Genomic DNA, 14,531 nt, shown 5'->3' with positions numbered 1-14,531 from the left:
CTGCGGCTCCGCCAATCCAGTCACATGGTTAGGCGGTTGGTAAAAAATGGTCGAACTATCGGTTTATAATATTCCTCCGGTTTTACGCGGATTGCTTCTTCAAAACATCTGCAACTTACGTCGCTTGTGGCTCCGCCAATCCAGTCACATGGAGCCATGGCATTCAAATAAAACGGTCAAACTAAATGCTGATAAAAATTATATCAGTCTTACGGTATTGGTAAAAAGCTGCTATCAGCTGCCATAAGCCGACGCATATCCATAACTACCATAGGCATAAGCCGTGCGGTTTTCTTTTTTCGCGTCGTTAAACACTACCATAACATTATTTAGTTTTTTATTATCATAAATATCTCTCAGGATACTTAATTGCTCTGTATTGGTATAGTTATATCGTACAATGTAAATGCTTAGCTCTGCATATTTTGCCAGGCTAAATGCATCGGCAACAGCACCAACCGGCGAAGTATCAAGCACGATATAGTCAAACTCGGTTTTGCACCATTTAAAAAGCAGGTCGAGCCGTTTATCTGATAGCAGTTCGGCCGGGTTTATGGTCTTGGTTCCGCTGCCCATCACAAACAGATTTTCAGATTCACTATAAGCCTGTACGCAATCGGCCGGAGAATTGGTATTGCCGGTTAAGAAATCGTTTATACCAAGGCTTTGCTCCAGGTTGATGTTTTTAAGCAGATCGGGCTTACGTAAATCAAACTCCATGATCAGCACCCGTTTATTGAGCATAGCGAGCGTCAGTCCGAGGTTAATACTGAAGAAGGTTTTACCTTCACCTTTCATAGACGATGTAACCAGTATGGTTTTGTGCTGTGTGCCCTGGTTTAGGAAGCCAATGTTGCTCCTGATATACCTGAACAGTTCTGAAATATTGGTATTGCTTCCGTTTGATATAACCACCGAGTTTTTGTCTTCGTTGTTGTGGCATAGCTCGCCTAATATTTTTACGCCCTGTATATTCAGTAGGCTGGACTGATCTTTAATTTTTACGCTGAGTTTATCTTTCATGAAGATGAAAATACCCGGTGTAAATAATCCTGCTATGATTGCGAATAGATAGGTAAGCTGTGTTTTAGGAAATTCGGCTGTTGGATTAGCGGCAGGTTTATCAATCAATTGTGATGACGGAATTGTAGCGGATAACGACAATGCTGTTTCTTCCCTTTTTTGGAGCAGGTATTGGTATAAATTGGTTTTTACACCTTGTTCCCTGCTGCGTTGTAAAAGCCCGCGTTCAATTGACGGAACAGAGCGGATCCGGGAATCATACTGTGCAGAATTATCACTAAGTAATTTATGGCTGATAGCAAACCCTTTTTTAATGTTTTGAAGGTTTTCCAAAATATTAATACGTAACGCGGATATCTGGTTACTTAGGTTTTGCACAAGCGGGTTCTCAAGATTAGCACTGGTAAGCATACGGTTGCGCTCCAATTGCAAGTCGTTGAAACGGCTAACCAACGTATTTAATGAGGGGTCTTTTAATCCCATGGTGCTGGGTACCGCATTATATTGATTAGCCGAGCTTTTTAAATAAGTTTCAATAGATTTTATTATACCTAATTGTGTGTTTGCTTCTTCAATTAACTGGTTATACTCGGCAGATTTTGTAATGTTTACCTGTGTACTTGCATTGATCTCTGCAGCACCATTATGTTGTTTAAAGGTTTCGATATCGCCTTCGGTAAATGACAGATCGTGTTCAAGATCGTTTAACCTTTTATCGATAAACAATATGGTATTTACCGCAGTAACGTTTTTCTTAACAACATTTTCGGCGTTGTAAGTTGATATGATGTTGTTTAAAATATCGACACCTCTTTCAGGTACGGCATCAACCAGGCTTAACGTTAATGTATTTGATTCTTTAATAACCGGATTAACTTGCAGTAACCCTGCACTATATGACGAGGCCAGATTGGTAAGGTTTTTAAATTGAATTAGTATTGGAGTTTCGCTATCAATGCGTGCCGGGCCTTTTTCTACTTTGAACGAATAATCTTTATGCCTGATCATCTGGTTATAGCTATAGATCCAGGATTTGTTTTCATCCTTAAGCACAAACTTATCCTGCGTATATGGCTGCAGGTACAGTTTTTTTGCATACCCAATTTTGCTGATCTGGTTTATGGTGACAGTAAAAGGCCGCTCGGCTCCATAAAGCTCTTTTGTAGTAAATCCACTTTCGTCAAAAAAAGAAGTTTCCATGTGGAGTTTTGACAGGACCTTGTATATGAGGTCTTTTGATCGTAAAACTTCCATCTCGTTGTCAACGGTTTTAGTTTCCTGGAACATGTTCAGGTCACTGAACGCGGTTGCTTTTAAAATACCGTCACCCTTTTTATCGTCAGGTATTTGCAGTGTACTTGTTATTTTGTACAGTGGGGTAACATAGTTTAAGTAAGTCCAGGCGGCAGCTATGCAAACAACCATACTGATCAGGAATAAATACCAGCCGCTTAAATAAGGCGTAAGATTGTTCCTGAATTTGTTGCCTGGTAGAGGCTCTCTCAAAATAAAATTGTTATCCATATCACCAATGTTAGGTATCACTAAAACTGTATTTTATCTTCTTAAAAGTACTGCCGCCAATACAGCCAGGGCTGATATTGATGCTACTACAATAGGTGCCAGGCGTGTATTCTGGCTATATTCAACTGCTTTTGATTTATCAGGTTCCACGTAAACAATGTCATTTTGTTTAAGGTTGAAATAGGGCGAATCCATTGATTCAACTTTATTTAGGTTAAGGCGGTTCATGGTCTTGTGCCCGTTTTCGGTACGGATCACCAGCACGTTGTCCCTTTTTCCGTAAACTGTCATATCGCCTGCCATTCCTAATGCTTCAAGTAAGTTTACATTTTCATCAGTTATCACAAATGTTGATGGTTTGTTTACCTCGCCAATCACACTTATTTTAAAGTTTAATAGCTGGATATCAACCACCGGGCTTTTAACAAAGGCCGATAACCTTTTTGCAACTTCGGCCTGGGCCTCTTCAATGGTTTGTCCTTCAATTTTATAGTCGCCTATAAGAGGTAAATTCACAATGCCATTTTCATTTACTTTATATCCGCCGCGGTTTGAGGTATTGCCCGTTGTAGCATTTTTGTTTCCGTTAAAAAGTAAATTTGATTCGGGGTTTAAGCTGTTAACAGTTACATTTATAATGTCTTTCTGATGAATAATTACTGCTCCGCCCATGTTATTATTTACTGCACCTGTGTTAGCCATGTTACTGAAATAAACGAGGTCGCGTTTAGCGGCACACCCGGTCATCAACAGTAAGGCTGCAAGAAAACAGTATGTGTTAAATTTTTTCATCTCAATAGTTTAGAAGGTTAGGAAACTGGTTTCAACTGGTTTAATTGATTAATCAAATTTATCTATTTGGGTATTGATAGTATACGCTTTTGGGCGATTGCCGCTTTTTTGTAAACCTGTATCTTAACCTTTACAGAACCTGTAAAGTGCTCTTGCAGGCATGTGTAAAGGGTTGAGAAAAAAGTGTCTTTTAGTAGTTTTTTTGGCCACATTTTTCATACAATTGGGTTACAACAGGGTGTAATAACAAATAAAAAAAGCAGACCTAAGTCTGCTTTTTTTACGGATTGTTTGGTTAATTAATATGAATTATTCTACAGTAACTGACTTAGCCAGGTTCCGTGGCTGATCAACATTGCAGCCTCGTTTCACAGCTATGTGATATGATAACAGTTGTAAAGGGATGGTAGCCAAAAGCGGCAAGAATGCTTCGTCGGCGTCAGGTATTTCAATGCAGTAATCGGCCATGTTTTTTACCTTGACATCGCCTTGTGTAACAATGGCTATCACTATGCCTTTACGGGCCTTAACTTCCTGGATATTGCTAATCACTTTTTCGTATGATGAGTTTTTGGTGGCGATGAAAATTACCGGCATTTGCTCGTCAATCAGCGCGATAGGGCCGTGCTTCATTTCGGCGGCGGGGTAGCCTTCGGCATGTATGTAAGAGATCTCTTTTAATTTTAAAGCTCCTTCCAATGCTACCGGAAAACCAAACCCTCGACCTAAAAACAGGCAGTTGGGCGCATCTTTTATTTTAGTTGCAATGCCTTCAATCAAGTCGTTATCCTGTAGCAGCAATTGGATCTTATCGGGTATGGTATCAAGTTCGGTTAGCATATTGATGAGCTTGGCGGGTGTTAAGGTGCCTTTATGCTGTGCTATATATAAAGCAATTAAAGTTAAAACGGTAACCTGTGCTGTAAAGGCCTTTGTTGAGGCTACACCAATTTCGGGGCCGGCATGGGTGTAAACCCCGGCATCGGTTACACGCGGAATTGATGCCCCAACAACATTGCAAATCCCCAGAATTGTGGCGCCCCGTTCTTTGGCAATTTCAATAGCGGCCAATGTATCTGCAGTTTCGCCCGATTGTGATACGGCCATCACGATATCCTTGTCGGTAATTATGGGGTTGCGGTACCTGAATTCAGATGCATATTCAACCTCAACCTTAATGCGTCCGTATTCTTCAATAAGGTATTCGCCTGTGAGGCCGGCATGCCATGAGGTACCGCAGGCAATGATGATGATCCGCTCCGCGTTTTTGAGCTTATCGGTATATTGTTTAATACCACCTAACTCCACTTTGCCCTCAAGCGGGAAAATGCGACCGCGCATACAGTCCCGTACAGATCGTGGCTGTTCGAAGATCTCCTTCATCATGAAATGCTCAAAACCACCTTTTTCCAATGATTCAAGCTTTAACTCCAATTCCTGGATTAACGGGGTTTGTTCTACGTTATCCAGTTTTTTTATCAGGAGCCCATCGGGTTTAACAAGTACGATTTCGTTGTCTTTTAAATACACCACATTTTTGGTGTATTCAATAATAGGAGTGGCGTCTGAAGCGATAAAATACTCGCCCTGGCCAACGCCTATAACCAGCGGACTGCCTTTGCGGGCGGCGATGAGCCGGTCGGGATTTTCCCGGTCAAGTATAACGATGGCATAAGCACCTATCACGGTATTTAATGCTAAGCGAACGGCCTCGAGTAAATCTGTTTGTTCAATGTTCTGGATCTCCTCAATAAGGTGGATCAGGATCTCGGTATCTGTTTCGCTTTTAAAAGTGTGCCCGCGGGCCAAAAGTTCTTCCTTAAGGATCAGGTAATTTTCAATTATCCCGTTGTGAATAATGTGCAAACGGTTGTCATTTGAGCTGTGTGGGTGCGAGTTTGCATCAGAAGGGGCACCGTGTGTTGCCCACCTGGTATGTCCTATGGCAACCCGGCCACTTTTGTCCTTATCAGCAGTATACTCTTCAAGGCAAGCTACCTTCCCGGTTTTTTTATATACACTGAAACCTTCGTCATTAATGATAGCAATACCGGCACTATCATAACCACGATATTCTAATCGTTTGAGGCCGTTTAACACAACCGGCCACGCATCTCTCGATCCGATGTAACCAACAATTCCGCACATATTTTTAGGGCTTTAAATGGTAAATAAGTTTTTTGTTACTTGGTAAGTAAAATTATTTATTTGACTATCAATAAAGTAAGGCCTATGGCTGATTGACCGGAAATTGTAAATCTGTCAGAATTTTACACGATTAATCTGTAAAAGGATATAAATTACTTTACATTTTGAATTGATTGCCAGTAGTTACAGGCTTATTGGGGGGATATCCTGCAGCTTCGAATGAGCGACTTGTCACTAACCTGATGATCGATCAGTTAGAGATACTATCAGTCCTGAAACTGTAGGAATTATATATAATTTGTCTTTTAGGTTAAATTATTGTTATAAAATTAACAATAGGTTTACACGAGGCGGGTTCTTTTGTAGCAGTTAATCAATCACAGATCAAATGAAAAAACAATTACTCAGCGTCATCGCGGCTTCTGCGGTGATCCTATCTTCCTGCCATGACGATAATAAAATAAATCCATTCAGCTACCCCGATATGGCCGAAGCACAAAACCCGGCCGTGCTTTTCACCACTGCCGATGGTGTAAAAGTGTATAATGGTGGTTTCGGTTCGGCAGTTGCGGCCGATCCCAATCAGAAAGATGTATTTTATCTGCTTACAGACCGCGGCTCTAACGTTGCCGGGCAAACTGCAAATTCAATCATCATCGGTAAACCCGATTTCGATCCACAGATAGGCAAATTCAGGTTAATAGATGGTAAACTGATCCTGGAACAAACCATCGAACTTAAAAATGCCAATGGCGGGAAACTGAATGGCTTGCCAAATCCTGCAGGTATGGGAGCTTCCGGCGAGGTTCCTTTTGATCTTAGCGGCAACCAGTTAGCGGCCAGTGCCGATGGTATTGATTCGGAAGGCCTGGTATTGGCTGCCGACGGCACTTTTTGGATTAGTGACGAGTACGGTCCGCATATCGTACATTTTGACGCCAGCGGTAAAACCATTGAGCGCATCAACCCTTACGGTTCCGGAACCGGCGGCCGTAAAATTCCCGCTGTGTTTGCCACACGCAGGGCCAATAGGGGTATGGAAGGTTTGGCTATTACGCCTGATGGCAAAACACTGGTTGGCATGATGCAATCGCCAATGTATAACCCGTCTAAAGCAAAAGTTGCCAACTCAACTGTATTAAGGATCCTGACTTTTGATATTGTTTCAGGTGCTACAAAGCAATACGCTTATGTTATGGACAACGTTTCGTTAACAGGTGTAAGTGATATTACCGCTGTTAACGCCACAACATTTTTAACTGTTGAACGCGATGGTAATTTTGGTGGCGCGCCAACCAATCCGGCAACGTTTAAAAAAGTATTTAAGATTGATTTGAGTAATGCTACCGATATTTCTGACCCGGCAAACGGCGCTAACGGTAAATTATACAATGGTAAAACCGTTGAGGAGCTTAATGACGAGGCTGGTTTAAAAGCGGCCGGTATCACCCCGGTTACTAAAACGCAGGTGCTTGACCTGTTAAAAGATCTGCCAACCGTTTATCCGCATGATAAAGCCGAAGGTTTGGCTTTACTTCCGGGTAATATACTTGCTATATCTAATGATGACGACTTCGGTGTTATTGACAATGGTAAGAATGGTTTTGCAGCTAAAATTTTGCCTGCTACCAACACTGTCGACCGTAACAGGATCTATTTTGTAAAGCTTAAATAACAGCCCTGTAAAATCAAAATATTGTTAAGCCTTCCGGTTATGCCGGGAGGCTTTTTTATTGCTGCCAGTAGGGATGGTGTTTGGAGAAACCACTTGGGTTAAAAACTTATTTTATTGTTAAAATAACATTTATTGAATAGTTCGATTTTAACAATGGAAGATATTATTTTATCATCGAAACGATAAAATATTGGCCTGTTATTGATTTTTTATTTTTTAATTATTTGATAATTAGATTTTTATAAAATTATTTACCGTTTTTTTGATTGTGTTAAATTAGTACAAAAAACCACTCATATTGTATTACAATCGATTGTAACACGGAAGCTACATTTACTTAGCATAAAATCATATCTCAATAATTGTCAAAAAGTGATTTTATGTAACAAACCAATTTTAACAATTTAAAGTAAAATGTATGAGAGGAAAACTACACATCAAAAACGTTGTGGCCTTCATCTGTTTAAACTTATCGCTTGCGCTGATAAGTTTTTCAGGTTATGCTCAAAGTAAACAGGTAACCGGAAAAATCACCGGCTCAGATAACGGGCTGCCTTTGCCGGGTGTTACCGTTAAGGTAAAAGGAGGCACACAAGCCGTAGGTTCAAAACCTGATGGTACTTACGCTATAACCGCCGGCAGCAACGAAACACTTGTTTTTAGCTTTATTGGTTTCACAAACCAGGAGGTTGCAATAAACGGCAAATCGGTTGTAAACGTATCATTAGTGCCCGACAATAAAACCCTTACTGAGGTTGTAGTTGTGGGTTACGGTACCACCAAACGTAAGGATTTAACAGGTTCGGTGAGTTCGGTTACTTCCGAGCAAATAGCTAAGGTGCCGGTTACTGCTTTAGATCAGGCTTTACAGGGCCGTTCATCAGGTGTGCAGGTTACCAATAATGATGGTGCGCCGGGCGGTGGTGTTAGCGTGCAGATCAGGGGTATTGGTAGTTTGGGCAATAATGATCCTTTATATGTAGTGGATGGTTACCCTATTACCGGCGGCCTGAACAATATCAACCCCAATGATATTGCTTCTATGGATGTATTGAAAGATGCATCGGCTACTGCTATTTATGGTGTAAGGGCATCAAATGGCGTTGTTATCATCACCACCAAAAAAGGAAAAAAAGACGGCGTGCAGGTGTCATTAGATGCTTATGCTTCACTGCAGTCTGAACCTAAAAAATACAAAGTACTTAACGCGCAGCAGTGGGCTACCCTGGCAAATGAAGTGCACGCTGCCGAAGGCTTTACTGAATTGCCTGAATGGAGCAACCCTTCAGCTTTGCATAATGTGGATTGGCAGGATGCCGTATACCGTCAGGGTTTGAAACAAGATTATAACCTTGCCATCCGTGGGGGAAACGATAAAATTCAATCAGCTTTTTCAGCAGGTTATTATGATCAGAAAGGTATTGTACTTGGTTCGTTCTTCAAAAGGATCAACCTGGGTATGAATATTGATTATAATATCAGCAGCTGGTTAAAATCATCAACAAGTGCCAAATTCTCAAGGCAAAATACCAAAAATCCATTCGGAACAGGTTCATTAGCGCAATTGAGCGAGTTGATCCCAACGCTTGATGGCGGTAATAAACTTACCAGCGAAATTAAGGATTCAAAAGGTAATTATGGTTTCTTTAACCCGGTAAACATCTACACCAAAAGCTGGAATAACCCTGTTTATTCTATCGAAACACAGGATATCAAAAACTTACAGAACTACTTCTTAGGTTCAACATCGTTAGAGGCAACCATATTTGACGGATTGAAAATCAAAAGTAATTTAGGTATCAACACCAGTGATTTTTCTGGTTATTATTTTCAGCCTGAAGATAACAGGTCAAGCGAGCAATACAATTTAGGTGGTGCTAATCAGCTGAGCGTTTACTCGCAAAATGCAAGCAACACATTTGAGTGGCTTTGGGAAAATACCATATCATACAGCAAAACATTTGGCAAACATGCTATAGATTTTGTAGGTGGTGTATCTGAGCAGGAAAACACCGGCAGGCAGATTGGTGGCAGCGGTAATAACCTGCCAAGTAACTCCATCAGAGATTTAAGCCAGGTGCAAAATCTTGTTGCTTACGGCGGTCAGCAAACCTACTCGCTGGCATCGCAGTTTGCAAGGTTAAACTATAAGTTTGCCGATAAATATTTGCTTACAGCTACTGTAAGGCGTGACGGTTCATCTAAATTTTACACCGGCCATAAATACGGTACTTTCCCTTCTGGTTCAGTAGCCTGGAAAGCTAAAGAAGAATCATTTTTGAAGGATGTTAACTGGCTTTCTGATTTGAAATTCCGTGGCAGCTACGGTATGGTTGGTAATCAGTCAAGCATTGGTCTGTTCCAGTATTTAGCACGTTACACCTCTGGGGGGCCGGCTACTTCGGGTTCAAACGTTGGTTACCCTTTTGGCAAAATCTATCAGAGCGGCTTAGCGCTTACCAACCTTGATAACGTTAACTTAAAGTGGGAAACATCCAAACAAACCGATATTGGTATGGATATCGCTTTCCTGAACAACAGCTTAACCTTAACGGTTGATTACTATAAAAAAGACTCGAAAGATTTCTTGTTAAACCTGCTTACTCCTGCACAAACCGGCTTTACATCGGCAACACAAAATGCAGGCAGTATCAGCAATAAGGGTTTTGAGTTTGCTTTAAACTACAGGCATACCATTAGAGATTTTAATTACGGCTTAGGCTTAAATATTACTACCGTAAGCAACAAATTGGTTAGTATAAATAAGAACACTCAATTTATTACCAACCTGGTTAACCTGCCGCTTCCGGCAAATGGCTGGTCAACCTTCAGCGAAACCAATATCGGTCAGCCGGTAGGTGAGTTTTATGGTTACCAATCATTGGGCATATTCCAAAACCAGGCCGAGATTGACGCGCTGAATGCAAAATCGCCTACAGGCCATTATCAGGTAGCAACTACTCAACCTGGTGATCGTAAGTTCAAGGATATCAACGGCGACGGCCAGATCACGGCTGATGACCGTACCAGCTTAGGAAGCCCAATCCCTAAATTTTATGGAGGCTTCAATATCGACCTTTCATACAAAGCCTTTGATTTTAACGCGTTCTTTTATGGTAGCTATGGTAATAAAATCTTCAATTACCAGGAGCGTAACCTGGAAAGCTTCCAGGCACCGGGCTTTGTTGGAGTTGAAAACGTTAGCCAGCAGTATTATGAAAACCGCTGGACGCCAACCAACCCGTCAAATCGTTTTGCAAGGGCTACTTATAATGATGATGTTAGCGCAAATAACGTTGCATCAAGCGTTTATGTTGAAAACGGCAGTTACCTGCGTTTAAGAAACGTTACATTCGGTTATACACTACCTGCGGCACTTACCAAAAAAATGAGTGTTACCAAAATCAGGTTTTATATAGCGGCTCAAAACTTGTTCACTATTACCAAGTACACCGGTCTTGATCCGGAAATAGGGCAGGCCACCGGTACCGATCCAATTACGGGCGCTACTATCACCAACCCAACAGGTTCAGGTATCGATTTAGGTACTTACCCTTCATCAAAGTTTTACACCTTAGGTTTAAATGTAACTTTCTAATTCAACATTTAACATAACAGTAAAGAAATGAAATTCAACAAGAAATATATATACGTACTTTCAGTTGGACTGGCAGTATTGCTTCCATTAAGCTGTAAGAAAAACTTTCTGGATCAAACCGATTCGCAGCATCCTACGGCTACAACTTTGTTTGATAAGCCTGCCGATGGCATAGCCCTTGTAAATGCAATCTATGATACCTATCAAAATGCCGACCTTTTAAAGAAATCACTTTGGTATTACGCAAATTTCCAATCGCATGATTTTTTCAACTGGGGTAACGACAGGTTTTATAACACCTATGCAATCCCTTCAACCTTTGGCGCTATTGAGGTTTTCTGGACACGTGCCTATGTTGGTATAGCCCGTGCAAACTCGGCGCTGCCTATCATTGCAAAAATGAAGGCCGACGGTGTATTAACCGCCGCCCTTGCAGACAGGCTTACCGGCGAAATTTACTTTTTACGCGGTATGACCTACTATTACCTGGCTGCAAGCTTTGGTGGCGTTCCGTTAGAGTTAAAAGACGGTACCAACCAGGGTTTAACACCAAGAAGTACCCAGGATCAGGTGTTTACCCAGGTAGTGTCTGACCTGACAGCTGCAGCTGGTTTGTTGCCATGGAAAGAAGCATTGGCCGATTCTGAAAAAGGCCGTGCTACCAAGGGTGCCGCTTTAGGTTATTTGGGTGCGGCGCAAATGTGGCTTAAAAAATATGCTGATGCTTTAGCTTCATACAATCAGCTAACCGGTAAGTATACGCTTTTGCCCAATTTTATCGATGTACATGAATACGATAAGCAAAATAATGACGAGTCGCTTTTTGAAGTACAGTTTGATGTTGCCGGTACCCAAAGCTGGGGCGCAAGTAACGAGGTAGCCTGGATCAGCACCTTTGGTATGCCCGAAGAAGTAACCAACTTTGGTTATGATTACGCCAACTCAGCTTTAGCAAGTTCATTTCAGGATGGGGATTTGCGCAGGGTGGCAACAGTAATTGGCCCTGGTGATGAAAACCCAAGTCCGGGTATCAAGGCGAGGGGCGGCATAAAATCATATCCGTTAGTAATATCAGGCTTTGCCAGTACCGACCCGGCTGTGAAGGCAAAATATACCGGCGATGACGGGAAGATCATTAATACCTGCGGTACAAAAACTCGCCCATGGGTAGGTTCTGATAACACACAGTTAAGAACAGGCTATTATAATGAAAAGTTCTGGCGTGATCCTACATTGGTGGGTAACTCAGGCGATCAAACTATATTTGGTGCTCAAAACCAAACCCTGTTACGTTTTGGTGAGGTTTTGCTAAGTAAAGCTGAGTGCCAGGCGCGTACAGGCGATGCTGCAGGTGCTTTGGCTACGCTGAAACAAGTTCGTGACCGTGCGTTTGGTGGTTCGGCTCCTTTAACTTTCATTAGTGATGGTAAAGTAGTGACTGATCCGCTACAGATGGTTTACAGTGAATACAGGCACGAACTATCCGGCGAGTATTCAACTTTTTACGATTTGAGAAGAGCCGGTGTGGCAACAGATTTTGTGAAGAGTGTGTATGGTGTAACTATACCTACCGGTCGTGAGTTATATCCAATCCCTCAGTTTGAGATAGGGCTTAATCCTAATTTGACTCAAAACCCAGGTTATTAATAAGGCCTGATTTAAGAAAGCGGGTTTCTTCCAACCGGAAGAAACCCGTTTTGTATTTTAAGCTTTGCTAATGAAGAGAGTTAATGGCAGTTGATTGGACGATAATGGAGCCTAAGATGTTGTAAATTAGATTAGAAGATGCCAGTAAAAATTAAATCAGGTATTGATGAAATATTATTCGTAATCGATTGCGTAAATTAATTATCTTGCGTTACAAATGTGAGGCTGACATTACCATGCGCCTCAACCAATAAACCATATTATAATTCAAAACCAATGCATTGCTTTAATCAATCTCCTAAACTCCCCAGCCGGAAACCGTTTTGGATAGCTTGCGTGTGCTTGTTGGGTTGCCAGCAACTTATGGCGCAAAATGCTGTTCCTCTTAATGATCTCTCTTTTTTCGATAATCCATCATCAAACTGGAAGGTAGCGGCCAATGCACAGGCCGATATCACACAAGATGAAGTGTTAACTACAAAAGATGGCAATGGGATACTGGTAAATCTACCGGGCAAAAAGGGGGCAAAAGATCTGTTTACCAAAGCGGTTTATGGCGACGCCGATCTGGAGCTTGATTATATGATGGCCAAAGGCTCTAACTCGGGCATTTATTTACAGGGACGTTACGAAATCCAGCTATTGGATAGCTGGGGAACGCTGAACCCCAAATCGGGAGATAATGGCGGTATTTATGAACGTTGGGACGATAGTAAACCCGAGGGGCAGCAAGGTTATGACGGCCATGCGCCAAGGCAAAACGCAAGTCGCGCGCCGGGTTTGTGGCAGCATATGAAAATTTCGTTCCAGGCACCGCGCTTTGACGCTAATGGCCAGAAGATCAGTAATGCAAAAGTGCTTTATGTTTGGTTAAATGGTGTTTTGATCCAGGATAATGTGGAGCTTGCCGGGCCAACCCGGGGAGCTTTTGATAATAAGGAAGCAGCAACTGGTCCGCTGCGTTTACAGGGCGATCATGGGCCGGTAGCTTTCCGTAACATCAGGATCACCAATTACGATAAGCCGCACCCAACGTTATCAAACCTCAAATATTGGGTTTATAAAGGCGGTGAAATAGCAAGCGATAGTTATAAAAAGCTGAAACCTGAATCTGAAGGGACTTCACCTGTATTATCATCAAACCAAAGTAAGCTTAATAATGATTTTTTAATTCGTTACACAGGCAATATTCAAATTAAAGAAGCGGGCGAGTATGCCTTTAAATTGAACGTACCTGGTGGAAAGGGCATATTTCGTATTGACGGTAGCGATGCAGTTGCTTTAACAGAAAACAGGGGCGAGGGGAAAATACAATTGCAACCCGGCGATCATCCTTTTGAATTGTTCTACTCAAAAATTGTAGACTGGGCTAAACCAGCACTTGGTCTTACCGTTGCAGGGCCGGGTGTACGCGAATATCTGTTAAGCGATGCCAATGTGAGTAATAATGACCCGGTTGATCCTATCTTAATTAATGCCACATCGAATACCATTTTGCGCAGTTTCTCCGATTTGCCGGGCGGCATCCGGGTTACACATGGCGTAAATGTGGGCAGCCCCGAACTGTTGCATTACACTTATGATCTGGATAAAGGTATGATCGTAGAGATTTGGCGAGGCGGCTTTTTAGATGCTACACCCATGTGGCATGACAGGGGGGATGGTTCATCACGTCCTGCCGGCTCGGTTCAATATCTCGGCAAGCCCGTACCAGCTATTGAAAAGCTGAGCGATGCAAACGCCGCCTGGGCATTGGATACTGTTGGCACGGGATATAGGCCTAAAGGCTATGTGTTAAATGCCGATGATGTTCCGGCATTTAAATACAACATTTATGGCACTTCGGTAACTGATGCCAGCAGCATAATGGATAAGGGGCAGGGAATACACCGGGAAATTACGCTTGCTAATGCTGTTGATGGGTTGTTTTATCATCTCGCTTCAGGAAATATCGAAGCGCTTGGCAATGGATTGTATGCCATTGATGATAAATCCTATTATATCCGTGTTGATGATGCGGCGGGAGCCAAAGCAGTCGTTCGGGATGCAGGAGGGAAGCAGGAGCTTATCATTCCCATCCAAAAGAAATTAACCTATTCTATCATTTTTTAAGCTGCCCACATC

7 protein-coding genes are annotated in these 14,531 nt (G+C 42.1%); 4 read left to right on the top strand and 3 right to left on the bottom strand.

What is annotated here, in order from left to right; translation table 11 throughout:
* Nucleotides 1-234: 234 nt before the first annotated feature.
* The 3 genes from DEO27_RS13265 to glmS form a co-directional block, all read right to left on the bottom strand.
* On the bottom strand, nt 235-2,547 hold the full coding sequence (locus tag DEO27_RS13265; RefSeq protein ID WP_112574280.1) for a GumC family protein: 2,313 nt from the start codon (nt 2,545-2,547) through the stop codon (nt 235-237).
* 33 nt (nt 2,548-2,580) lie between these two features.
* Entirely contained in the window at nt 2,581-3,339 is a 759-nt protein-coding gene (locus DEO27_RS13260; RefSeq protein WP_112574279.1) for a polysaccharide biosynthesis/export family protein, read from the bottom strand.
* A gap of 309 nt (nt 3,340-3,648) precedes the next feature.
* Nucleotides 3,649-5,487, bottom strand: coding sequence for a glutamine--fructose-6-phosphate transaminase (isomerizing) (glmS, locus tag DEO27_RS13255; protein ID WP_112574278.1), 1,839 nt, complete (start codon nt 5,485-5,487; stop codon nt 3,649-3,651).
* A 388-nt stretch (nt 5,488-5,875) separates the two neighbouring features.
* Between glmS and DEO27_RS13250 the strand changes: the two genes are divergently transcribed.
* From DEO27_RS13250 to DEO27_RS13235, 4 genes are all read left to right on the top strand, one after another.
* Nucleotides 5,876-7,162, top strand: a complete 1,287-nt coding sequence (locus DEO27_RS13250) for an esterase-like activity of phytase family protein (protein ID WP_112574277.1) — start codon at nt 5,876-5,878, stop codon at nt 7,160-7,162.
* Between the two features lie 418 nt (nt 7,163-7,580).
* Complete coding sequence (locus DEO27_RS13245) at nt 7,581-10,760, top strand: SusC/RagA family TonB-linked outer membrane protein (RefSeq protein ID WP_112574276.1); 3,180 nt, start codon at nt 7,581-7,583, stop codon at nt 10,758-10,760.
* Between the two features lie 27 nt (nt 10,761-10,787).
* Complete coding sequence (locus tag DEO27_RS13240) at nt 10,788-12,407, top strand: RagB/SusD family nutrient uptake outer membrane protein (protein WP_112574275.1); 1,620 nt, start codon at nt 10,788-10,790, stop codon at nt 12,405-12,407.
* 363 nt (nt 12,408-12,770) lie between these two features.
* Nucleotides 12,771-14,519, top strand: coding sequence for a family 16 glycoside hydrolase (locus DEO27_RS13235; RefSeq protein WP_223818241.1), 1,749 nt, complete (start codon nt 12,771-12,773; stop codon nt 14,517-14,519).
* The last annotated feature ends 12 nt before the right edge of the window (nt 14,520-14,531 follow it).

Origin of the sequence: Mucilaginibacter rubeus, from assembly GCF_003286415.2 — a bacterium.
In the GTDB taxonomy this organism is placed as follows: Bacteria; Bacteroidota; Bacteroidia; order Sphingobacteriales; family Sphingobacteriaceae; genus Mucilaginibacter; species Mucilaginibacter rubeus_A.
Note: the sequence above shows the minus strand (reverse complement) of the source record. Positions and strands in the feature narration are given on the sequence as shown.

Bases quoted from the DNA above. Each gene is read 5' to 3' on its own strand.
- DEO27_RS13265 (WP_112574280.1), bottom strand. From the start codon at position 2,547: ATGGATAACAATTTTATTTTGAGAGAGCCTCTACCAGGCAACAAATTC.
- DEO27_RS13260 (WP_112574279.1), bottom strand. From the start codon at position 3,339: ATGAAAAAATTTAACACATACTGTTTTCTTGCAGCCTTACTGTTGATG.
- glmS (WP_112574278.1), bottom strand. From the start codon at position 5,487: ATGTGCGGAATTGTTGGTTACATCGGATCGAGAGATGCGTGGCCGGTT.
- DEO27_RS13250 (WP_112574277.1), top strand. From the start codon at position 5,876: ATGAAAAAACAATTACTCAGCGTCATCGCGGCTTCTGCGGTGATCCTA.
- DEO27_RS13245 (WP_112574276.1), top strand. From the start codon at position 7,581: ATGAGAGGAAAACTACACATCAAAAACGTTGTGGCCTTCATCTGTTTA.
- DEO27_RS13240 (WP_112574275.1), top strand. From the start codon at position 10,788: ATGAAATTCAACAAGAAATATATATACGTACTTTCAGTTGGACTGGCA.
- DEO27_RS13235 (WP_223818241.1), top strand. From the start codon at position 12,771: ATGGCGCAAAATGCTGTTCCTCTTAATGATCTCTCTTTTTTCGATAAT.